The organism is Serratia grimesii, from assembly GCF_900186025.1.
Taxonomy (GTDB): Bacteria; Pseudomonadota; Gammaproteobacteria; order Enterobacterales; family Enterobacteriaceae; genus Serratia; species Serratia grimesii.
The window spans coordinates 3,995,795-4,018,259 of record NZ_LT883155.1; the positions used below are offsets into that span (position 1 = coordinate 3,995,795).

General features: G+C 47.5%; 26 protein-coding genes and 1 pseudogene. 11 read left to right on the forward strand and 16 right to left on the reverse strand.

Annotated features, from left to right (window positions below):
- Positions 1-271: 271 nt before the first annotated feature.
- From SGBXF1_RS18765 to SGBXF1_RS18800, 8 genes are all read right to left on the reverse strand, one after another.
- Positions 272-2,281 carry a replication endonuclease gene (locus tag SGBXF1_RS18765; protein WP_186427350.1) on the reverse strand — a complete coding sequence of 670 codons (2,010 nt, stop codon included), beginning with the start codon at positions 2,279-2,281 and terminating at the stop codon, positions 272-274.
- Positions 2,275-2,544 carry a DUF3850 domain-containing protein gene (locus SGBXF1_RS18770; protein ID WP_060432284.1) on the reverse strand — a complete coding sequence of 90 codons (270 nt, stop codon included), beginning with the start codon at positions 2,542-2,544 and terminating at the stop codon, positions 2,275-2,277. Before SGBXF1_RS18770 ends, SGBXF1_RS18765 begins: the two co-directional genes overlap by 7 nt.
- A gap of 97 nt (positions 2,545-2,641) precedes the next feature.
- Positions 2,642-2,881 carry a DUF2732 family protein gene (locus SGBXF1_RS18775; RefSeq protein ID WP_186427351.1) on the reverse strand — a complete coding sequence of 80 codons (240 nt, stop codon included), beginning with the start codon at positions 2,879-2,881 and terminating at the stop codon, positions 2,642-2,644.
- A gap of 77 nt (positions 2,882-2,958) precedes the next feature.
- Entirely contained in the window at positions 2,959-3,366 is a 408-nt protein-coding gene (locus SGBXF1_RS18780) for a hypothetical protein (RefSeq protein ID WP_186427352.1), read from the reverse strand.
- 2 nt (positions 3,367-3,368) lie between these two features.
- Positions 3,369-3,788: a hypothetical protein gene (locus SGBXF1_RS18785; protein ID WP_186427353.1), complete on the reverse strand. Its 420-nt coding sequence runs from the start codon at positions 3,786-3,788 to the stop codon at positions 3,369-3,371.
- Between the two features lie 2 nt (positions 3,789-3,790).
- Positions 3,791-3,994 (reverse strand): phage filamentation protein Fil family protein, encoded by a 204-nt coding sequence (locus SGBXF1_RS18790; RefSeq protein ID WP_186427354.1) that lies wholly within the window; start codon positions 3,992-3,994, stop codon positions 3,791-3,793.
- A 9-nt stretch (positions 3,995-4,003) separates the two neighbouring features.
- Entirely contained in the window at positions 4,004-4,513 is a 510-nt protein-coding gene (locus SGBXF1_RS18795; RefSeq protein WP_186427355.1) for a phage regulatory CII family protein, read from the reverse strand.
- A gap of 32 nt (positions 4,514-4,545) precedes the next feature.
- Entirely contained in the window at positions 4,546-4,806 is a 261-nt protein-coding gene (locus tag SGBXF1_RS18800) for a hypothetical protein (RefSeq protein WP_186427356.1), read from the reverse strand.
- 156 nt (positions 4,807-4,962) lie between these two features.
- On the opposite strand from SGBXF1_RS18800, the gene SGBXF1_RS18805 reads away from it, so the two are divergent.
- The 4 genes and pseudogenes from SGBXF1_RS18805 (at position 4,963) to SGBXF1_RS18820 (ending at position 10,861) form a co-directional block, all read left to right on the forward strand.
- On the forward strand, positions 4,963-5,526 hold the full coding sequence (locus tag SGBXF1_RS18805; protein ID WP_186427357.1) for a phage repressor protein CI: 564 nt from the start codon (positions 4,963-4,965) through the stop codon (positions 5,524-5,526).
- A 3-nt stretch (positions 5,527-5,529) separates the two neighbouring features.
- Positions 5,530-6,597, forward strand: a complete 1,068-nt coding sequence (locus SGBXF1_RS18810; RefSeq protein WP_186427358.1) for a site-specific integrase — start codon at positions 5,530-5,532, stop codon at positions 6,595-6,597.
- Between the two features lie 280 nt (positions 6,598-6,877).
- Positions 6,878-8,030, forward strand: a pseudogene (locus tag SGBXF1_RS18815) (integrase domain-containing protein).
- A gap of 110 nt (positions 8,031-8,140) precedes the next feature.
- Positions 8,141-10,861 carry a hypothetical protein gene (locus SGBXF1_RS18820; protein ID WP_186427359.1) on the forward strand — a complete coding sequence of 907 codons (2,721 nt, stop codon included), beginning with the start codon at positions 8,141-8,143 and terminating at the stop codon, positions 10,859-10,861.
- Positions 10,862-11,552: 691 nt separating this feature from the next.
- On the opposite strand, the gene SGBXF1_RS18825 is transcribed toward SGBXF1_RS18820, so the two are convergent.
- Complete coding sequence (locus tag SGBXF1_RS18825; protein ID WP_037422151.1) at positions 11,553-11,900, reverse strand: DUF6404 family protein; 348 nt, start codon at positions 11,898-11,900, stop codon at positions 11,553-11,555.
- Between the two features lie 372 nt (positions 11,901-12,272).
- Between SGBXF1_RS18825 and SGBXF1_RS18830 the strand changes: the two genes are divergently transcribed.
- Complete coding sequence (locus tag SGBXF1_RS18830) at positions 12,273-12,968, forward strand: hypothetical protein (RefSeq protein ID WP_037422154.1); 696 nt, start codon at positions 12,273-12,275, stop codon at positions 12,966-12,968.
- 458 nt (positions 12,969-13,426) lie between these two features.
- A complete protein-coding gene (gene zinT / locus SGBXF1_RS18835) occupies positions 13,427-14,077 on the forward strand; it encodes a metal-binding protein ZinT (protein ID WP_186427360.1) in 651 nt (216 codons plus the stop codon).
- A 94-nt stretch (positions 14,078-14,171) separates the two neighbouring features.
- Here the strand turns inward: zinT and SGBXF1_RS18840 are convergent, their stop codons facing one another.
- Genes SGBXF1_RS18840 through SGBXF1_RS18850 form a run of 3 tightly spaced genes read right to left on the reverse strand, consistent with a single transcriptional unit; the run spans position 14,172 to position 16,359 of the window.
- On the reverse strand, positions 14,172-15,308 hold the full coding sequence (locus tag SGBXF1_RS18840; RefSeq protein WP_061808355.1) for an HlyD family secretion protein: 1,137 nt from the start codon (positions 15,306-15,308) through the stop codon (positions 14,172-14,174).
- 9 nt (positions 15,309-15,317) lie between these two features.
- A complete protein-coding gene (locus SGBXF1_RS18845) occupies positions 15,318-15,665 on the reverse strand; it encodes a DUF3302 domain-containing protein (protein WP_061808356.1) in 348 nt (115 codons plus the stop codon).
- Positions 15,666-15,705: 40 nt separating this feature from the next.
- A complete protein-coding gene (locus SGBXF1_RS18850; protein ID WP_186428538.1) occupies positions 15,706-16,359 on the reverse strand; it encodes a DUF3313 domain-containing protein in 654 nt (217 codons plus the stop codon).
- Between the two features lie 125 nt (positions 16,360-16,484).
- Between SGBXF1_RS18850 and SGBXF1_RS18855 the strand changes: the two genes are divergently transcribed.
- Positions 16,485-17,432: a LysR family transcriptional regulator gene (locus SGBXF1_RS18855; protein ID WP_186427361.1), complete on the forward strand. Its 948-nt coding sequence runs from the start codon at positions 16,485-16,487 to the stop codon at positions 17,430-17,432.
- Between the two features lie 33 nt (positions 17,433-17,465).
- Positions 17,466-18,203 (forward strand): class I SAM-dependent methyltransferase, encoded by a 738-nt coding sequence (locus tag SGBXF1_RS18860; protein WP_186427362.1) that lies wholly within the window; start codon positions 17,466-17,468, stop codon positions 18,201-18,203.
- A gap of 60 nt (positions 18,204-18,263) precedes the next feature.
- Here SGBXF1_RS18860 and SGBXF1_RS18865 read toward each other — a convergent pair whose 3' ends face one another.
- Positions 18,264-18,764, reverse strand: a complete 501-nt coding sequence (locus SGBXF1_RS18865) for a GNAT family N-acetyltransferase (RefSeq protein ID WP_061808360.1) — start codon at positions 18,762-18,764, stop codon at positions 18,264-18,266.
- An 86-nt stretch (positions 18,765-18,850) separates the two neighbouring features.
- Between SGBXF1_RS18865 and SGBXF1_RS18870 the strand changes: the two genes are divergently transcribed.
- Entirely contained in the window at positions 18,851-19,774 is a 924-nt protein-coding gene (locus tag SGBXF1_RS18870) for a LysR family transcriptional regulator (RefSeq protein WP_130381800.1), read from the forward strand.
- An 8-nt stretch (positions 19,775-19,782) separates the two neighbouring features.
- Here the strand turns inward: SGBXF1_RS18870 and SGBXF1_RS18875 are convergent, their stop codons facing one another.
- Positions 19,783-20,289 (reverse strand): DUF1543 domain-containing protein, encoded by a 507-nt coding sequence (locus SGBXF1_RS18875; protein ID WP_037422177.1) that lies wholly within the window; start codon positions 20,287-20,289, stop codon positions 19,783-19,785.
- 105 nt (positions 20,290-20,394) lie between these two features.
- Positions 20,395-20,673, reverse strand: coding sequence for a GNAT family N-acetyltransferase (locus SGBXF1_RS18880; RefSeq protein ID WP_012146411.1), 279 nt, complete (start codon positions 20,671-20,673; stop codon positions 20,395-20,397).
- Positions 20,674-20,904: 231 nt separating this feature from the next.
- On the opposite strand from SGBXF1_RS18880, the gene SGBXF1_RS18885 reads away from it, so the two are divergent.
- A complete protein-coding gene (locus SGBXF1_RS18885) occupies positions 20,905-21,318 on the forward strand; it encodes a DoxX family protein (protein WP_037422180.1) in 414 nt (137 codons plus the stop codon).
- A 39-nt stretch (positions 21,319-21,357) separates the two neighbouring features.
- Here SGBXF1_RS18885 and smrA read toward each other — a convergent pair whose 3' ends face one another.
- Positions 21,358-21,930, reverse strand: a complete 573-nt coding sequence (smrA, locus tag SGBXF1_RS18890) for a DNA endonuclease SmrA (protein ID WP_186427363.1) — start codon at positions 21,928-21,930, stop codon at positions 21,358-21,360.
- A 172-nt stretch (positions 21,931-22,102) separates the two neighbouring features.
- Between smrA and SGBXF1_RS18895 the strand changes: the two genes are divergently transcribed.
- Positions 22,103-22,441: an MbeD/MobD family mobilization/exclusion family protein gene (locus tag SGBXF1_RS18895; protein ID WP_037422186.1), complete on the forward strand. Its 339-nt coding sequence runs from the start codon at positions 22,103-22,105 to the stop codon at positions 22,439-22,441.
- Positions 22,442-22,465: the final 24 nt, after the last annotated feature.

Genomic DNA, 22,465 nt, shown 5'->3' on the forward strand with positions numbered 1-22,465 from the left:
CTCCGTCCTGGGGGCGTTTTTGTAACTGCCGGTCAACGTCTGCGGCTAAAGTGGTAGTCATCTCAGAAATCCATGATAAAGCCAACTCCCGATCGTCACTGCTACAACGTCCGTTAGCGACTAAGCGCGCAACTAGCTCAATACGCTGTATAGCCAGTGATTCAAAGAAAAAATCCGTCACGGCTCCTCCTTTCTTATTCTATGTTTAGCAATTTGATACTGTATATCCGTACAGTATACATAATCTTTAGCAAAATGAATAATTTTGTAACTATCCATTCCAGCCTGGCCACAGCTCACACGCCGGATTGCTGCCCATTTCCTCCAGGCGTCCATTGCGCACTTTTAACACCCGATCGCCGTATATCCGCAAGGCGCTGCCCCTGGCCAATATATCCATTTCAAACTGATCGCCGGCAAAACCACGCCGCTGTAACTCCCTCGATAATCGTCGCCAATCCTCTGGCGTACAGTTATTGACAGAACTCCTAGGCGACGCGTTCGCGTCGCTAACCCCAGCCGCCTTATCGGCGGCCAACTTCGGCACAATCTTCCACTGCGTCAAACGCGTTAAAATAGGTGTATCCATGCCCACTGACGGGGAAAACACCCCCTTAACCCTGATCACCTCCTCCCCAAATGGGTTTACGTCTTCGCTGACCTCGTACCAGGTACGGGCAACCAACTCATCCCGGCGGACGAATGGCCCGCCCTGGGCGTTGATATATCCTGCCCAATCGCCCACATCAGCAGCATCATGCACCGCTGCAAATTCCACGCTTAACCCCATCGCCGTATCATGATCGGCCATGCGGCGCAGTTCGCGATATACGGTCACTGGCGCACCGCCAACAAATTGAAACTGACGGATGCGCCAGCGTGCTGACCACGCAGCAGCGGCAGCAGCCGCTTCTTTCATCGGCTTGCCGCTTTCGTCGTCTAGCTCATCGTCCAGGGCGTACCCGTCAATATTTTTGGAAATATATTTAGCCACATAGCCAGTGGCGGAGCCTTTTTCTGGGTCGATGGCTTCCGCGTGGAATCTGGCCTTACGGGCTTTTGCTGTGCCCAGCTCGGCGCTATCTTCATCAAAGGCGTAATCCCGCAGGATTTCCCGCACCTGGTCGGCCTGGTCTGGACGCATGAAAAACAGCATGTGCCAATGGGGGGTGCCATCGTGGTGCGGCTCAGCCACGCGGTTGCCAAAAATGCGCAGGTCTTCGCGGTGCAGCTTGGCACGCACTTTTTCCCACACGCGGCGTAAATATCGCTGGGTGTCTGCCGGGCTGCTGCCGTTCCACTTACGGTTGCGGTGGCCGTGGATCGTGGTGGCGTGAAATTTGGAAGGGGCCGTTAACGTGTAAAACTCCGCCATATAGCCCAGGCCATTGCAAATATTTTCAAAGCCACGGATACGCACCATCATTTCAGTTCGGCGAATAGCCGGGTTGGCCACGCTGCCCCAATACTTGTCAATCAGGCTGATGCGGTTACCGTCTTCATCTTCCAGTTCCATCGACTTAAGAAACTCACGCGTGCGGCGCTTTTGTTCCTTCCACTCGAGAATGGCCATTCTGCTGGCGTAGGTGCTGGCGCGCTTGCTGACGTTGTTCAGCGCAATCTGTAGGTGTTCGCGCCATTCGCCAGCATGGCGGCGCAGGCGGCCCAGCCACCACTTATCGGACATCATGCGAGACACGGCAGAAACCGCCTTATCTTCACTGAAAAAGCGGTTAATCAATTTTTCCCAATCGGGTGCATTCTGGCGAAATGCCTGGGTGATCGTGCCGGCGCGAACAAACAGCGCGTGCGCTACCTTCAGATCGCCACAATCCGCCATTTCCTGGCTAATTGTGCCCAGCTCAAGGCAGATAAAGCTGGCAATATCCTGCGCCAATAATTCAACATCTGAGCGTGCCATATCCGGCAAGCTATTGAACCGCCACATCAGTTGGGCGGTGTCGGCGGTCATTTCAGGGATGTGATAGCGGGCCGAAACCAGGTTAACGCGCGGCAAAATGCGCTCGATAAAGGTTTTAGCCAAAAATGCATTAGCGCGCTGAATGCCCTGTTCTTTCTCAAGCTGATTGGCACGGCGCGTCACATCCAGGCGAACAATCGCCGGCTGCTTTTGCAGCAATACCTGGGCACGCGCTAACGCCGCGTTTTCCCTATCCCTTTGGTGAATTTCGTCATAAGTCGGAAATGGGCTGGCGATCGCCGGGCGTGGGGCGTTCCATGAGAACGCCCATTCGGTAGCAGATGCGACCGGATTCAGCATGAGAACAGCTCCCGCTCAAAGCTCAGCATCACATACCCCGAAAGCCATTCCCCCAGGTTAGTAATGTGAGTAATGCGCACCCAGATGTGATTACCAAGGAACCCTTCCAAGTGGTCAAACTCTGGATGTTGCCCAAACTCATGTAAGCAAAGGAGATCGCCGACAGAGTAACCTCTATCATTGAGACGAAACTCGGCCTTTTTCTGACCATTTACCACTGCCGCGAAATACTCAGGACGAATTTTTAAATCATGTTTTCTCATCGCATCACCTAATCGTAATTTTGATTTTCAGGGCGCTGCGCCGCTGCTTTGTCCGCCGCACGCCCCATCCACACCCAGACGGCACAAAAGCCGCCAATCAGCAGCACCCAAGACATGCTAACCCCTCGTTTTTCCATTTTTCGGCGTCCTGGCGTAGCAGCTCCACGATCTCAACGGCGGATAATTCCTGGTTGGCCATCACGGTGGCCATACGGTCTAAATGACCGGAAAACTTCACGGCGGCATCCTTCTGGGCTTCACGGCGCGCCTGGTCGAACACATCTTTAAGGGAAACGCGGTCGGCGCGGTTGCTAATGTCTTGGCCGATAGTTGGCATGGTGTTTTCTCCGATTTAGGCAAAAAGAATCCCCCGGCTACCAGGTGGAAGCCGTGGGGGTTTTGGTCAATTTGGGGTTAGTGAATGCGGTTAGATTGCGGTTTTGCAGCGACGGTAATGTTAGGTGTCGGCAGGCCGTGCAACTCAAACGTTGCCTGCCACCACTGGAGGATTAACGCGGTAATGCTGCCCTGCCCCAACATGCCAGCCACAAAGAAAATCGCGCGGATGGAAGCCAACGTTTCAGTCTGCTCTTTGCTGCTTTCAGCTTCGCGGTAAGCGCGGCACCAAAATGCAGTATTGGCCGCAAACCACTGGTGTGGGTTGGTCAAATGCATTGAGTCATTAAAAACAAATGGCTCCAATGCAATCTGGCCATTGGCCTCATGACACTTTCCCAGGAAAAAGCGGGCATAATTTGGCGCTACGCCCCAGGTGACAAAATCAGCCAATAACCCATGCTTCTCAACTGTGATGGTTTTCATCTTTACCGTTCCTCGGCCTGGCTTTGCAGGCTTGTTTGTTGCTCTATAATTCTGAGAATGTGCGGCGCTGCCACCATCTCCACTTGCTTATCAATAGGGTGACGCGGCTTTGTATTTCGGCGCGTTCCCTTTCGTTGAAAATCCGACTCACGCAAAGAACCAAACCCGCCAAACACGTTTCGGGCCTTCTGAATGCCGGCACGAATTTGCATGATTGCCTGCGGGGTTAAACGGTCGAACAGCTCACGCCAAAGGCAATCACACAAGCTCGCTTTCAACTCTTCCTTTCCTTCCAGCGCCGCAGCGTGGATCACGACGCCGCGCCACTCTGGTGATAATCCATTCCAGAAATCGGCGGCCTCTGAATGCTCGGGGCAGACCTGGGCACGGATTCTGGCTAACCAGTAGTTGTTATCCGCCATCGTTACCCCCTAATCCCCATCAAACGGAACCACCAGGGGCGGCGCTTGGCCTGTTTACCTGGTGCAACGGAACCCCCTGAAAACACCACTCTGCTGGCGCTTGGTTGCCAGCGCTGGCCGTTCGGTAGCTCAATCCAACCGTGACCAAAGTCAGCCAACTGCGGGGCCGGTGATTGTCGTTTCAGGTATTGCGCAAAAGCTTTCATGTAGTTACCTCAGCTCATGCCGAACGCAGGCGCGCAGGTGTTGAACACGTCAACAGCAGCGGCCAGCACTGGCGTAGATTGGAAACGCGCTTCTACCGATACAACGATCAGCGACAAATCACGGATTGCCTGGTTGGCGCGGTCGAGAATGGCGTTTTTACGGGATTGCGTCATAGGCGCAGTGGATGCGGTTTCACCGGCGATAGCGCCGATCGCCGCAGTGGCGTTTAACGTGTGAGTCGGCAAGCTGCTGGGCTTTACCTCGTTTGTTGGCACTGCCGGCAAGCAATTAAGTTGTGCTAGCAGACCATCAAGGATTGCTGCGTCGTCAGTGATCGCGGTGAGCGTAACCAGTTGTGAAAGCGTTAGCTCGTGTGGCTGCTCTGGGTTCAACTTATTGCGCAGCACCTGCGGCGAGACATTCAGCACCGGAGCCAGTTCTGCCAGATTGTGCATCTGGGCAAAACGGCGGCAAGCGCTATCAAGGTGCTTATGTATGGAGCTTTCAAAATCAAACATGTTCACATCCCCAAAAAGTTCGCAATATGGAACTAATGAACGCCAACAACGTTTATTAAGAAGTTTGAATGTCCAAGATTTTCGCGGGCTTGCTGAGCCTTATACTTTGCATACTTAATGCGAATGCGTCCGCCAGCTTTCTTTTTACCTGGAGCGATTTTCTTGGGGAGAATCTCCAGCTTGCTTTGTTCTTTCCACTTGTAGACGGTGTGGATCGACATCCCTTCAAGCCTGGCGAACTCTTCCGGGTATACCCAATCGCGAGGAATGTTGATTGAAATGGTTGCACTCATGAGGCAAAATCTCCGGTTTATCTCGTGTTTGTTAGTATCTATTCGTATCTGTTTGCATTTCTTCGCAGGAAATCGCATCCACTCGTATTTGAGAGCATTTACTTTATATGCACTCAAATGCGAAATGTCAACAGATTTATTCTCAGGTGAGAGCATATGAAAATGGCAACTGATGGCGCAGCCGCTATAGATAGACTGATGGAAGCTTACGGATTTAGGTTTAAAAATGACCTTTGCCGTCACTTCGAAATCTCTTCCAGCACCCTTGCAACCTGGCTTAAACGAGATACGTTTCCGGCAGAACTGATTATCCAATGCGCCCTGGAAACCAACGTATCACTACAGTGGTTGACAACGGGAGAAGGTCGCATTTACGAGCATTCAAAAAGTGATATTGCGACATTGAATAGTTACCTTCTCAAAGATGGTTCTTTGAAAAACTCTGGTAGCCTGATGTTTGATAAGGTTTTTCTACCTAACAATCTGAAAGAGCCGTATGTAATCCGCACAGAAAATGAGGCGTTTTTTGTAGATAAAGGTTTTACGGATCTGGTTGATGGCCGCTGGCTAGTTGAGGTTGAGGGGAAGCACCACATTAGAGAACTGGCGTTTATACCGGTCAAGAGAGTTAAGGTTATCGGCGGTGGGGTACCTTTTGACTGCGGCATTGATGAAATAAAGATCATTGCGCGGGTGGTCGGTGTCTTTAGGAAGGAGTGATTAGTGACGATAAGGAAGTTAGCTAGCGGTAAATGGTTGTGTGAGTGTTACCCCAATGGCCGAACTGGCAAAAGGGTAAGAAAGCAATTTGCCACCAAAGGCGAGGCAGTCGCATTTGAAAACTTCACGATGGAAGAAGTGGACAACAAACCTTGGCTTGGGGAAAAAGTGGACCGTCGCCACCTTTCTGAACTAATAAGCCTTTGGCACTCGCTCTATGGTCAAACTTTAGCTGATCCGCGCCGCATGTCTGCCAAGCTTAAAATTATATGTGATGGGCTTGGCGATCCTGTTGCAGGCGAATTTAGCGCTGCTGATTTCACGTCATATCGAGAAAGGCGGTTAAATGGCCTGGTGAAGCTATCAGACGGCACTTTGCTGCCAAAGGTAAAACCCAGGACGGTTAATCTAGAACAAAGCAATCTTTCAGCAGTATTTGGAACCTTGAAAAAAATGGGGCACTGGAATGCTCCAAACCCATTAGCTGGCCTCCCTGCGTTTAAAATTGCTGAAAGCGAACTTTCTTTCTTAGCACCAATCGAGATCAAGCGCCTTTTGGATTCCTGCGAGGAATCATTGAACCCTGACCTGATCACAGTGGCGAGAATTTGCCTGGCAACTGGGGCACGCTGGAGTGAAGCCGAAGGATTAAGCGGCCACCAGGTAACCAAATATCGGATCACTTATACGAAAACCAAAGGCAAGAAGAATAGAACCGTTCCTATTTCCCAGTCGCTGTATGATGAAATACCAATAAAACGTGGTCGTTTATTCAGCCCATGTCGTAAAGCATTCGAAAGAGCACTGAAAAGAGCAGGTATTGAATTGCCAGAGGGCCAATGCACCCATGTATTACGCCATACCTTTGCCAGTCATTTTATGATGAACGGCGGAAACATCTTGGTATTGAGAAATATTCTCGGCCATGCCGATATAAAGATGACGATGGTATATGCACACTTCGCTCCAGATCATCTTGAAGATGCCGCAACTAAAAACCCATTGGCCAGCCTTAACTGGCATCCCAAAGGTGGCGGCAAAATGGCGGCAGAGAATACAAACAGATACTAACCGATACTAACAGAAACTAACTAACCAACTGAATATCATAGTAAATCATTGTTATCACACCCCCTTAAATGCTATGTAGTAATTTCGGACGGGGGTTCAAATCCCCCCAGCTCCACCAAATAGGTCACCGGTGACCCCAGATAGATCTGGTGACAATAACGGAAAAGCCCGCAATTCACGTTGCGGGCTTTTTTGTGTCTGTAGCAATCCGAGAATACACAGCTAAATCCGTGAGTTATTGGTATACGTTTAGGTATACCAATTATTGAAGCCCCTCCGCATGGCATGGGCTACACGGCCCTCACACATACCAAAGTACAAAAAGCCAAAGCCTTAGAGAAAGACCTCACTCTGCATGATGGTGACGGACTATTTCTGTTAGTCAAAACCACCGGCAAGAAATTGTGGTGTTTCCGCTACCTTCGCCCCAGCACCAGTTCACAGACAATGAATGGTTAGCCTCGGCGCCTACCCTTTCCTGTCACTTGCCGACGCCTGGCAAATACGTGCCGAAAAGCTCGCTATACTCACGAGAGGCATTGACCCACAGGCTAAGGCGGAACAGAAGCAGGTCGCCCAAGAAAGCATTTTCCTAAACGTTGCAAAACAATGGTTCGCATTGAAACAGGCCAGCGTCAGTGCTAAGCATGCTGAAGATATCTGGCGTTCTCTTGAAAAAGACATACTGCCATATATCGAGAATGTCACGGTTCAGGATATCAAAGCGCGTTTGCTGATCCAAGTGCTGGAGCCTATCAAAGCTCGTGGCGCATTAGAGACCGTTCGCCGATTAGTACAACGCATCAACGAAATCATGATTTATGCCGTCAACACAGGATTAATTGATGCTAATCCCGCCTTTGGCATCGGCAATGCATTTGAACGGCCTAAGAAGCAGCATATGCCGACTATACGACCAGAAGAACTGCCTAAGCTGACGCGCACAATCTCGATGAGCAATCTATCGATACCCACCCGCTGCTTGCTCGAATGGCAGTTGCTGACGCTGATTCGTCCTGCTGAAGCCTCCGCAACCGCATGGGCCGAGATCGATATTGAAAACCGTGAGTGGTGTATCCCAGCAGAACGCATGAAGGCAAAGCGTGAACATATTGTTCCGCTCTCAGATCAGGCACTGGAGATACTCGAAATCATGCATACTATCAGTCCGTGAACACGTTTTCCCTAGCCGTAATGACCCGCGTAAGCCTATGAACAGCCAGACAGCGAATGCTACGTTAAAACGTATAAGTTATGGCGGTAAGCTTGTTGCTCATGGACTACGTTCTATAGCAAGTACAGCTATGAATGAGGCTAATTTTAATCCAGACGTAATTGAAGCAGCACTAGCACACTGCGATAAAAATGAAGTTCTTAGAGCATATAATAGATCGATCTATCTGGAGCAAAGATACGAATTGATGCATTGGTGAGGGTAAAAGTATACTCTAAAAATTAGAATGAATTGTTAAAATAATGAATGCATTTAAAATAATAACCAAGAGTAATTATATCAAATTAATCTCAAAGGAATTAAATCATTATGGAAACTAACAATGACATTTACCTTAAAGCTTTACAAGATCTTAAAGAAGATGAACTTTCAGAACAAATCATAAAACCTTTATTTGAATCGATGGGATGCTATCGCGTAGATTTTCATGGGGGGGCTTATGAAGAAGGGAAGGATATCATAGCTTATGTTAAAGCTCCCATGGAGGATCATATAATTGTTATTCAAACAAAAAAAATCGGGGATGGGAAGGCAACTACGGATAAGAACATAATTGGCGCTCTTATCTTTCAACTACAACAATGCTATTTAAAAGACATTCCATTGCATAATGGTAAAACAAAAAAGCCGGATTCTATTTATTTAGCCACACCTTTCAAGATAAATTCCAGATTGTTAAATGAAATACATGGTCATCTAACTGGAATGAAAAACGAAGTTAAATTACTCGATGGCCCATTATTAGTTGAAAAGATAAGAGAGTGTAACCCTATGCTCTTAAATAAGATAATGGGGGTTGATAAGAAAGTGTTAGTTCAAGATATTTATCAATTGAAAAATCTTGAACTTATGAATGCATTGAACACAGAGTACTCTATAGGAGAAATTCATTGCTATAATGATCTAGCCTTTTTCATGGGTGATATTGATAGTCATTACTTACTTAAGGGAAATTTTCACATCAATCACATGGGTTTTTCCACAAATAAGGATGGTTGGGAAACATTAAAGAAAAAATACATATATAAGTTAGAAAAAATCCTAGAATTCTCACCATTAACTGAAAAAATAGCCACTATAGAAGAAAGTTTTTATTCACAACTAAAACTAAATCAATCAGAAGAAAACAGAAAAAAACATGATGATATAGCATCAACAAAAAATGAAATTTCGTTACTTTGCAATACTCTCTCAGCTATAAAATCAGAATTGAATACATTTATATTGCAAAGAGAACAATCTAAAATTAAAAACATCAACCTAGATATTGCAATTGATACATGGTGGCCAATAATTTCACGCGCAAATAAAATATCTGACTATATAAAAATAAAAGATAATTACTATCATACTTTATCTGCAGTGAAGGGAAAACAGGATATACCAACAGCATATACTGATGATTTCAATGACTATCTTGCCACATTGAATTCTTTAAACAGTGAGTACGGAAAATTAGTTGGCCTTGAAAATGAATATATCCCCCCTCCAAGTTTTAATTATAAATTCCAAGCAAATGAAATAGAAGATTGGATAAAATCACATTGTGATTTTTATTTATCATCCATCCAAAAGCTAAATTCGGAGCCAGTAAAAAACAATGACTATCTTCGAGGTTTTTTAATTAATACGCAGAAGACATTAAGTGTTCTTGAAATATTAAAAGAATTATCATCTGAGACCACTAACCTTATTAACTATACCAAAACCGAAACACACTTTAGGGATGGGATTTCTATATCTCCATTCTCTTTATTTGACACTAATTATGACATTGCTGTGTACGGCGGTGCTGGTGCAGGTAAAACAACCACTCTTCAAATGTATACTAAAAAAATTATCGATGAAGGTTTAGTTAACATTATATATCTACCCCTAAATAGATTAATAAACAGACAAGATGTTAGTATTAAAGTTGACAATGTCATTGCAAACCAAAAACAGATTCTTGCTCTAATTTTGATTTCAAAAGAAATAAATGACACTGATGATAATATTTATAAACTGGATGTATCACTATCTTCAAGTAATGGTTTGAAATTAGTCATTGATGGATTGGATGAAGCGTATAACAAAGTACCTTACATTATTGAATCCATAAATTCCTTTAAACTAAAATACCCTCATATTCAATTAATAATATCAAGTAGAGACTGCGTTAGCTTTATTTCGAAAATAAACTTCCTTGGTGTTACACTTCTACCATTTAAAACAGATCAATTACATGCGTTTATTAACTCTTGGTTTGCAAAAAACAGCATTCATGCTAATGAATTAATCTTGGATATTGAAAAAAATAACTTATCAGAAATAGTTAAAACACCATTACTCGCAACTTTACTTTGTATTTTAAAGAAACGAGGCATAGATACCCCATCGACAGAAATGGAAATATTCACTAGAAGATTGAAATTATTATGCGGAGAGTACGATAACTATAAAACCATAAAAAGAACAACCTCAGATAGTATGATACTAGAAAAATCCGCCATGAAAATAGCCTATCAACTTCACATTAGAAATAAAAGAACCGATACAAAAGAAGCTATTGTCAACTATTTAAAAAATGATATTTCCTTTCCTTACAGCGAAGACACCGTAAATACTTTAGTTTCAGAACTGATAAACCCATGCAATATATTACATTATGATTCATTGACTGAAACCTATTCTTTCGGTCACTTAAGGTTTCAGGAGCATCTAGCCGCTTTAGAATTAAAAGATAATAGAGGCCGGGACATTCTCCCGCTTTTAAATAAAGATTGGTGGACTGGGACATTATGCCTATATGCTCAGGCATGTGAGTTCAGTAATTTACTTGAGGATTTTTTCAAGCAATACGGTCAAATTTCATCAGCTATTAAAACTTTGCGAGAAATGGCTAAACACCGTCCTCTAAAAGAAAGGGAAAATTTGACTAGACTAATAAATCAATATGAAAAAACAGAGGATCTTGACGGAAGCGTACATGATGTATGGGATGATGGCGATGACTGGCGCTATGTTAAGGATACCTCATATCGTTGGTAGGTCCTGTACTGCGCGCGCAATACTCCCTCACCTACGCGCTCTGACTTTATCATGCACATTTCATGCATGACATAGAAACCCTGTAAGCCCTTGTGGTGCGAGGTTTCGGCTGTTTTGAGAGGCTGGGGATTAATGCAAAATCATGCACCCTATGCATGCACGCTCGATTTAAGGCAGGCTAGCCAGAAAAAAGGCTGTTTTCGGGCTTGGGGGGCGGTAAACGCCCCGCAGCAAAATCAACAATGCAACGGGGCCTGTTCAATCAGTGAAGTGTTTGATTTCGGCTATATCGGCGGTAACGATTTAATGTCCTTTTCTCCGGTGGCGGTAAATCATTAACGATTACCGTTTCCGCTTGAATGGGCTGACATAAAATCTTACCGACGCTCTCTACCGTTTTAGAGGTGCAGGAGCACACAATATAGCGGTGACTACTCAGGCCTGCATTGCAGGCCTTTTCTCTGCCTGAAATCTTTCCCTGCCGCTCACCCGCAGTACAATAAATCACCGGCTCAGGCCGGTATTTTGCATTTATAGGGCTGACTGTTCACGGTAAGTGACCAGTTAGGGCAAACTCCTCACCAACTGATCACTGGTTAATTTATTGTTTTTAAACAACTAAATAAAAAAGTGAACACTGTGAACAGTTTTTCTATAAATCTTTTTTTCTGGCGTTGAGGTTGTTGCTCGGCTAGAGACTTTTCCAGTCGGGCAGTTTATTGGCCCGCTTGCGCCAAGAGTGTATTAGCGCCATGAATAAACCAAACAGCAAACCGGCAAAGAGGGCGTTTAACACCGCGAGCGGAACGCTGAAACCGTCATTTTTCCAGCTACCAAACCACATAAGAATGCCCCATAGCGGGCCAAACCAAACGGCGAAGAACAGCGTATTCAGCCAGAAGGGGGCAAACGGTGGCGGTGGCATTTTACCCCCCATTTTCCAAAACAGGCGCAAGATCGGTGGTGCATAATTGCTCCGCCACATCTTTTTATCTTCCATCAGGGCTATTGCCTTTTTCTTCTTATCTTCAAATGCCATCATCCGAATCCTTTCATTGAGAATCAATAAAGACCGTCTAATAATATGCCTTATCCAGAGGCAGCCATAGCGTGAAATGAGCGAAAATTCAGCCCTCTGTAACAAGGTCGATGTTACCGGCAGAAGCACTTCAAGAATCGATTCAGGCCAGTATTTGCATTTTGGGGCTGACTGTTCACCGTAAGTGACCAGTCAGGGCAAACTCATCACCAACCAATCACCGATTAACTTATTGTTTTTTAAACAATTAAAACAAAAAGTAAACAGTGTGACCAGTTTTTCTATAAATCTTTTTTTCTGAGCGAGATGACGGATTGGCTCTATCATGAGGCATGATCCAAAAATAGGCTCATTTATGGGATAACCGCCAAAATGGAAACGACCAAGAAAATAATTTTGGAAGGATTAGAACGGCATGATTTAAGCGAACTACCCGGCCGCCCTTATGATTGTTCCTTCGAATTACTGGCCGCCAAGCCAGCAAGAAAGCGTTTAATCATGGTTGGGTTCAATGGTTCATCTGCGGATGACGGTTTTACAAATGCTGAAGCAGTGATAAACGGCTTTAATTCACCTTATTTCTCTAATGTTCAGGCCGGTACTGAAGGTGAATGGGGTATCAAACATTTGGCAAACCGCCTGCAATCAGTCCCTGAGCAGTTAGGCTTTAGCTGGGAAGATACCGTCTACACCAACGCATTACTCATGTGCTCTAAAGATGCCCTGTCGATCAAAAAAAGTGCTCAAGAGAGTGCAATTGGCAGTTTGGATCGATTGATTGAAAAATCGATGGGTTTCTTTGAAAACATTACCGTCCCCCTATGCAAACCTGAGCTAATTATTGCTTACAGTAACGGAATGAACTCTCACTCAGCAGCTCGCTTGCTATTAAAAGCATTCGGCGATGTTGATGAGCCCGAGTACATAAGTAGAAACCGTTACTACTCCACTTTCTGCTTTACAGCGCGGTTTAAGCAATTCGATGTGCCTGTGGTTGGTATCCGCCACATGTCGCGCTTCAAACCTGATGTGCAGTTCATCAAACAAGCATGGGAAAAAAGGCGCTAATTGGTGATGCCTGATTCTAGAATCGCCCTCTAAATCGGTGTCACTTTCCTGCATTGGTATGCGTTTAGATATATCAATTATGGAAGCCCCTCCGCATGGCGCGGACTACACGCCCTCCCCCATTCCGAAGTACAAAAAAAGAACTCACCTTGCATGACGGTGGCGGCCTGTTGCTGTTAGTCAAAGCCAGCAACCGGCAAGAAACTGTGGCGCTTTCACTACCAACTTCCCAACAGTAAAAACGCGCCATGATCTGCCTCAGCGCTTACCCAGGCCTTGCCTCCGGTTGATGCCAGGCCTCCTGCTTCGTCTTACGGAGAATCCTGATGATTTGTTTGTTGGAAAACGCCTCTTTATGAATGGCGAATACCTCACGATGCTGATGAAGACATTGAACCGTTAATTGTTATGTTATATCGTAACTTTTTATTTTTAGTGATCTTAAGGAGAGTGATATTTTGAGGAGCTATATTGGCAAGCTTTCATTGGTGCTGGGCGCGTTTTTGGTTTGTGGTTACGCGTCAGCCCATGGCCATCATTCGCATGGCAAACCTATGACGGAAATCGAACAAAAGGCCGCTGCTGGCGTTTTCGATGATAAGAACGTGAAGGATAGAACCCTGTCAGATTGGGATGGTGTATGGCAGTCGGTTTATCCTTATTTGCAGAATGGGGACCTTGACCCGGTGTTCAAGAAGAAGGCGGAAAAAGATCCGGGTAAAAACTTCGAGCAGATTAAAGAGTATTACCGCAAGGGATACGCTAGCGATATAGATACTATCGGGATTGAAAACGGCGTTATGGCGTTCCATAAAGGCAACGAAGAGAATTCCTGCAAGTACGACTATGTGGGATATAAAATCTTGACCTACACCTCAGGCAAAAAAGGGGTTCGCTACCTGTTTGAATGTAAGGATGCTGGCAGCCAAGCGCCGAAATATGTTCAATTCAGCGATCACACTATCGCTCCACGCAAATCGGCTCATTTCCATATATTTATGGGAAGCACATCCCAAGAAGCGTTGCTGGCGGAAATGGATAACTGGCCGACTTACTATCCATTCCAACTGACAACGGAACAGGTTGTCGACGATATGCTGCATCACTGAAAGTGATAATAGGCCTGGCGGCAATACCGAAAAACCCGCAACCTGGGTTGCGGGTTTTGGCTTCTGCGGCGCTAGCCTTCCAAACAGCTAGCCGCTAGTGATCCAAATACAGGTAGTGCAGCCAACTGGTCATGCGTAGCAGAACCTTGCGCATGATGGAAAGATGCTCGAAGTGCTCGGTATACACCGCAGTCTGCGCCGTCACGCCATCGGGCAGTTTGTCGAGTTCTGGGCTGGGAGCCAGGTCGATCATTACGTAAACCCCTTCCTGCTGGGCACCCACATTTAATCCCTGCAATGCACCACTGGCCTGATAGCTGCCGTCCGGTACCACCGGCAACACCCGCGTCACCGAGCCGCCATAGACTTTGCCCGGCAAGCCGTTGAATACCACCTCGGCCTTATCGCCCTCGGTTAAACGCAGGATCGAGTTCTGGCGGAATACCGCCACCACCTGCCGTTTTTGCTGTGGAATAAAAATCATCACCGGCTTGAAAGGCAGCCGCACCGCCGTCGTGCCCGGTCTAGCCAACACTTGTGTCACATAACCGTCGCTTGGCGCACGTACCGTGGCTTGTTCCAGATTATACGTTGCCTCTGCAATCTGTGATTTCAGGCTGGCGATGTGGGCATCTTCACCATTGTAGTGGCCCGAAAGCTGCTCCTGCGCCTGTTGGTGCTGGGCTTTGGCGGCCTGCAATGCGGCAGATTGTGCCTGATATTGTTGCTGCGCATGGCTAATATCTTGCTCAGAAAAAGGATTGACCGTCATGGTCGCGCCTTTGGCATAGCGCTGATAATCCTTACGAGCACGCTCATACTCGGCATTTACACGCTGAACATTCGCTGCGGACTCATTCAATGTAGCCTGCCGTGCTCGCACATCTGCTTGTGCGCCAGCAAGTTCCGCTTGCAACTTGTTCAGTCGGGCGCGGTAGCGGGTATCATCAAGGCGAAATAGAATTTCCCCTTTGCGCAGTAACACGTTGGTTTTATCGGTGACTTCAACAATCATCCCCGAGACCTGCGGGACAATTGGCACGGATATCGCGATCTTCTGCGCCCGATAGGTATAAGGATGGTTGTAATTCATCCCCAGGATTAAGGCACCCACAATGAAGATACCGCCGAGCACTGCCGTCGGCACCGTCCATTTATTGACCGGGATACGGAACAGTTTGAATACGCCGTAGCTCAGCGCAACGTAGCTGAGAATAATTAAGAGATCCATACTGTTTGCTTAACCTTTATTGGACGACGAGCTTTGAGCTGCAACCTGCGTCTGCATACGCTGCAATTCACTTTCGAGCTGATTAATTCGTGCCTGCAACACATCAGGTTGCTCAGCTTTTTCGCTCATTCCCCAGCCCCGTTCCGGCCGGTATAATGTCGCCCAAATCCATAACAGTGGCCAAATGGCATGCAAAGTAAATAAGCTAACCCAGCCTGCAACATGAATGGCATCCTGATGAGGGTGCTGCCGCTTCTTAGCCAGCAAATAAGGAATATCGTGAATAATGATCACACCGTAAAATAGAATTAAAAATACGGCGATCAATACGCCTAAAGCGAAGTAATTTAGAAACATGCAACACCCTGGTTAATTATGCTAATTTATTGAGTGACGCCTATGACGTCTTATAGTCTTTAATATCATTGGCAATGGTATCGATGGCATTTTTGACATCGGTTACTTTCAGCTGCGATTTTTCATTATTCAGATTCTCTCCGGACGCCTTTCTCACCACTTTGATTACCGGCTGGTTGGTTGAAGCGTCGATAAACTCACCTTCCATATAAACGGCGCTTTCCATGGTGCGGTGGCCGGTCACGCTTTGCGTTGCAGCAACCAGCAGCGTAATCGGCAGTACCTCATACACTTGTAGCCCCTTTTTCTGCGTGTCGATCGCCGTGATAGCCCCACGGAAAATCAGCGTATTTTCACGCGGCACATCCTCCAGGGTAAAATGCGACCCCATTGCCTGCTTGAACTGTCTGTTGGTGTAACTGAGGATATTATCAAGCGCCTGCTGGCTCACCATCTCGCTAGGTTTTGGCCGTGGGAAATAGATCATTGGCTGATAAACTAAATATTTATATTTAGAGAAATCAACGTGACTGTCTTTCCAATATAAAACATCTTTACCAGAGGCTGACTTGCTCTTGGTAATATCACTGTAACTAGGCAGGAACGTCGAGTATTTCTCTTTTTCAGTGACCGATGATGAGCAGGCGGCCAATGTTAACGTCACGGGTAAAATTATCGCGCAGGTTTTTTTCATTATAATCTTCCATGTCAATTTTAATGCATAGCAAATAATTGACCGAAAGAATACCCGCCGGTCTGCGATAAGTCATATGACAATACCGGCAAAAATGTATATCATTTTTGATATGCAAACTTAAAATGGCTCACCGCGTGAAAGCAAAAGACTTCAGAATCGACGAGCTCAGGATCGTTCGCACCATCGCCGAAACCGCCAGCGTCAGTAAAGCGGCACAGCTGTTAGATATGCCACAATCCAATGTGTCACGCACACTGACGGCACTTGAGCGACGGCTTGGTCTGGAAATCTTTTTGCGCAGCCCGCGAACGCTGTCTTTAACCGAGTTCGGTGAACAATTTCTACGTCGTGCCGCCTTTTTACTTGATGAACATAACGACTTGCTCGACATGTCCGGCACCTATAAACGCAGCCTGAACGGCATGGTGACGCTCGGTGCGCCCATTGGCATTCATTCATTCTTGACGCGTTATCTGTTGCCGCCTCTGCTTCGTGAATCTCCTGAACTGATCGTTGATTTAGTGACTCGTAATCCGGACGAGCGGGAGAAGAAATATGGCACGGTTTTCGACAGCGACTGTGACCTACTAATCAGCCTCTTCCAGCCGCAAAACGAGAGTTTGATCGCCAGGCCGTTGACCCGTTTCCGCGTCGGGCTGTTTGCATCACCGGATTACATTGCTCATTCACCGCTTATCGAACCGATGGAACTGACGCAGCATCGCTGTATCACCTTGCGAGTGTTAGGCGGCAGCCGTAACACCTGGAGCAGCTATGATTCGCAAGGCCAGTTAGTACAAGTGGCGGTCAATGGTGCCAGCATCTGTGACAATATTTTACCGGCCGTCGAGTTAGCCAAACAAGGATTGGGCATTATCTATGCCCCCTACTACTCAGTGGCCTCGGCATTGGAGTCCGGCTCATTGCTGCCTTGTATTGAACGTGAACGGTGCATTGATATGCAGGCTTATCTCATTTACCGCCAGCGTGGTGTGCTACCTCACCGGGTGCAAGTATTAATGGACAGCATCATGGAGACCATCAAGCTACACGAGCATCGCTTGGTCTAGTGCGGTAAGTGGTTTACTCATACAGGAATCGTAATGGCACAAAATATTTATGACAATCAGGCGTTTTTCGACGGTTATGCCCAGCTCAGCCGCTCGGTGCATGGGCTGGACGGCGCACCGGAATGGCCGACCATCCGTAGCATATTGCCGGATTTACACGGAAAGAAAGTGGTCGATCTGGGCTGTGGCTATGGTTGGTTTTGCCGTAGTGCACGTGAACAGAATGCTGCCAGCGTTTTGGGATTAGATCTGTCGGAGAAAATGCTCAGCAAGGCACGGGCGATGACTCAGGATGCCGGTATTGAATACCGCCAACAGGATCTGGAGCAGCTTCAACTTCCCCCTGTTTCCTATGATTTTGCGTATAGTTCACTGACGCTGCACTATATAGAGGATCTGGCGCGATTGTTTGCTACGGTCTATCAGGCGTTGGTACCCGGCGGACAATTTATCTTTACCGCCGAACATCCCATTTATACCGCACCGCAGCATCAGGGTTGGTTGGTTGATCAGAACGAACAGAAATCCTGGCCGGTCAATGGTTATCAGAAAGAAGGCCAACGGATCTCCAACTGGTTGGCGAAAGGCGTGATCAAACAGCACCGTATGCTCGGCAGCTACATTAATCTGTTGGTACAACAAGGTTTTGTCGTTACCTACCTCAATGAATGGGGTCCTTCAGCGCAGCAAATCGCAGAAAACCCGGCGCTCGACGAAGAGAAAGAACGCCCGATGATTTTTATTCTCGCGGCCCATAAACCCATGTCATGATCCCGCACAGCTGTAAATCTTTATGCATCCAATATTGGGGAGGTCACCTCCCCCCAGAGCTTATTTAGCCCCCAAGCCGGTGCCTTGCGCCGCAAATTGCGTCAATACGTCACCTTCCATTCGATATCTGACCCACTCTCCCTGCGGCTCTGCACCTATACTCAGGTAAAAATCGATAGCCGGTTGATTCCAGTCCAGCACACTCCACTCCAGACGACCACAGCGACGCTCGCAGGCCAATTGGGCAATATGCCGCAGTAACTTTTTGCCCGCGCCGGCACCGCGAAATTTCGGTGCAACGTACAGATCCTCTAAATAAATACCGTTTTTACCCAACCAGGTGGAATAACTCATAAAGAACACCGCATAACCGGCGGGCTCACCATCAACGGTACAGATCAGAGCCTCAGAACAGGCGTCCGGACCGAACAGGCTTTGTTCAATATCTGCCGCACTGGCAAGCACTTGATCTCGTGCTTTTTCGTACACGGCCAGCTCAACAATCATATCCAGAATCAATTTGGCATCGTTTTTTGTCGCCGGGTGAATCTCAATGGTCATGGGTCATCCTGAAAGTTGTTGTTTGTATTACTTGCCAGCATATAGCGTTACAAATACTGTATGAACTGCATTTTCATCAGCAGGTAATGAACATTATGCATCTGGATTTGAGACGCCTGGATCTCAACCTTCTGTTGGTTTTCGAAGCTGTGTATCGTCTACGTTCCGTCACGCGCGCTGCTGCGGAGCTGGCTATCAGTGCATCGGCTTTGAGCCATGCCCTAATTCGCCTGCGCAAAACGATGGCAGACGAACTGTTTTATCGCGTCGGCAACGACATGCATCCGACGGTGTATGCAGAAAGCCTGGCTCCGACCATTAGTGAAAGCCTGGCACTACTGTCTAAAGGTCTTCATCCCAGACCACGCTTTATCGCCGCCGACAGCCAGGAAAGCTTCACCTTCGCCATCACCGACTACACCGCCTTCGCCGTTTTTCCTGCGCTAATGGCACAGATGCAGCGGTTAGCGCCAAAGTTATCATTCCAGCTGTGCTACTCGGAACGTAAGGTCGCGCTCAATGATTTACTGGCCGGGAAAATAGACTTTGCACTGGGCTTTACCGAGGCAGGTGACGAAAATTATCAGGAGATCGACGAAGTCGACTGGCTGGAAGATAAATATGTGGCGATCTGTTCCCCGGCCTTGAGCAAAAAACACGGCAAACTGACACTGGAGAACTACCTTCAGGCACGCCATTTGGTGGTCACGCCCTGGAACGAACAGCACGGTGTGATCGACTATCAGTTGGAGAAGCTGGGGCTGCATCGCGATGTCGCTATCCGCACGCCCTCACTGTTGGGTGCGCCTTTTATTATCGCCGATAGCGAACTGATGATGAGCATCCCACATTACGCCGCGCAGAAATTACGCCAGTCAGTGGAATTGGATATTCATCCTCTGCCGTTCCCGGTCCCCAATTACAAAATCAAGATTTACCTGCACCAGAGAAATGGCCGACCAGATGCTTGTCAGTGGCTTATGCAACAGTTGCAGGCACTTGCCGTGTAATAGACGTCTTATTCACCGATAGGCAAATATCCCTGCCACAACGGTCGTGCCGGTTCCCCCAGCGCATTTGCCTTCAGATGGATATGATATCCCTGCAATGAATGTAGCAGCAGGCAGTCGTCGACTTCGGCCAAGTCATCCTTATGCTGCTGGAAACTGCCGGTCAGCAGCACCTGCTTGGCTTTCTCTTTGGCCTCATCGGCACTGTGTGCCACAAACAAACCAAACTGATGCAGTTCAGCCAGCTCGTCACTGCGGTAGCCCCCCACATTGACAAAGAACAGCTTTTCCGGACCGTGAAAGGGTGCTGCACACAACATTACGTCGTAACCATCCGCCCATTCAATGCGCGCATAGCCATCAATATGCACCTTACTCTTATCCCCAAACCATTTCTCACGCAGCAAAGGGTAAGCCTCTTCAGGCTGTTCTGCTGCAACAAACTGTACATCGTGCAGTTCGATATTGGCGCCCGGCGCCGTACCACCCACATAGAACATCAATAGTCCCGGCATTATGGTGTTATCTCTCTGTTTTAATAATCGTTATATACAATAATATATAACGATTATTCTGCCAACCACCACAACGCCTAATGCACGTTCACGCCTGCAAGGCCTTTACGCGCGGATATCCTGGTATTCAGGTGTCGTATCAAACTCATGTTTGGCAAATGGACACAACGGAATAATTTTACGGTTTTCAGCCCGCATTTTCGCCACCACCAGCGCCACCAGCTTTTTACCGACGCCCTGACCTTTCAATACCTCATCCACCCACGTGTGATCGATAATGGTTAATTTGTCTCCGCTCGGTACAAAGGATATCTCGGCGATCATTTTTCCCTGCCGATCGTTTATATAAAAACGTTTCTCGTCTGCCAGAATTTCAAGATCCATAAATTTATCCCATTTTAAAAATACATAAATTTATACCCTATAGCTTTCAAGCTGCAGTTAGGCGCCCAGCTCGCTCATCCCCAGGCGCTTACTTTAGTAAGTAACTGGGGTGAGCTAGTGCAGGTAACAACGCTGCAGCTTGAAAGATGACGGGTCTAGAACAACGCTGATATTAGTCTATTATTTAATCAGTAACACAACATAATTGTGACAGTGGCTGAGGAGTTCAAAATGGGTGAAAGCTCAAAAGACGGCGTTATTCTGCTCTCTCGAATCTTGTTGATGATCCTGTTTATCATTTTTGGCTGGATGAAGCTGACCAGCTTTGGCGCAACCGTGACGGCAATGGAGGGTTATGGTACGCCAATGCCGTATTTGGCGGCGATTATCGCCGTGGTGGTTGAGTTCTTTTTTGGCATCGCGCTTATTCTCGGGTTATTTACCCGCCCTATCGCGGTTATTTTTGCCGTCTATGTTCTCGGCACCGCTTTTATCGGTCACCCATTCTGGAAAATGACCGGCATGGAAATGATGGGCAACGAAATAAACTTCTTTAAAAATATCAGCATTATCGGCGGGCTGCTGCTGCTGGCGGTCACCGGTGCCGGGCGTTATTCGCTGGACTACAAATTCTTCAATAAATAACCTCCTCCAGCCGGCGGCAGCGCTGCCGGCTGTTATTTCCTAACGACTGCGCTTGGCGTGGCGCTCGAAGTTATCAATCTTGGCCTGTGCCGATTTGCGCAGCGTGACATAACAAGCACCTTCGCCGCCATCACGCGGCAACGCCCGACAAAAAGCCTGCACCTGTTCAAACTGCGCCAACCATTTGGCGAGATAGCTGCGAATGATATTGGCATGGCTCTCTTCTTCCCGCCCACGCCCGTGGACAATCAGCAGCGAGCGCAGGTTTTGCTTTTCTGCCTGCAAAATAAAGCGGAACAGCGCTTGTCGCGAAGCCTCCACTGATTGTTTCAGCAAGTTCAGACTGGCCTGCGACGGATAGCGGCCATGGCTCAGCTTGTCCAGTACCCCCTGCTGGATCCCCTCGCCTTTGTATTCCAGCGGAACTTCACAAGGGATCAGTTCGAGAAAGCCGGTGCTGAGGAAGTTTTCCTGCCGCAGTGCCTGCGCCTCACGCCGCGCACTTTTATCCATCGTCTCCAGCGGTTTAAGGTACAGGGTCTCGGGAGCGCTGGATAACGGGATGACATCCGCCATCGCCTGTTCAAAAAAGTCTTTGTCCTGGTTGCTCATCTTTCTGCCACTCTTAGACTGGGCCTTTAATGCCGGGGATGAACCTGATTGTAAGACGGCTTGCCCCGGTTGCAAGCCGGGAATTTTCCGCAATTGTCGTCAACGGGTGAGGTTCTGTGCAGTTTTCGTTATACTGCCAAACCATTATTGAGTGCCGCAAAGGATCGATCCCATGAAAATGCGCGAGCTGGAAGCCCAGTTTCAAAATGCCATGAGCGAGCTGCAGGCCAGCTTCGAAAGGCAGCACCGTGAATGGCAGCACAGCTATCAGGCACTGCAGCAATTGCTGGAAGAAGCTAAACAGCGCGAAGTCGCATTGCGTATGCAAAATGAGCAACTGGTGCGCAAGCTGAGCACCGCCAGTTCAGTGCCGGAACAGCACGCGTTAGTGAAGCAAATCAAAATGCTGGGCGCCCATCTGGACGCGTTGGCCAAGGATGCTGCCACCTTCAACCACCACCTGCGCAATCAACAGCGGGCAGCCGATAACTTCAGCGGCGAACAGCGTTGACACCGGGCGCTGTCACGCAGCGCC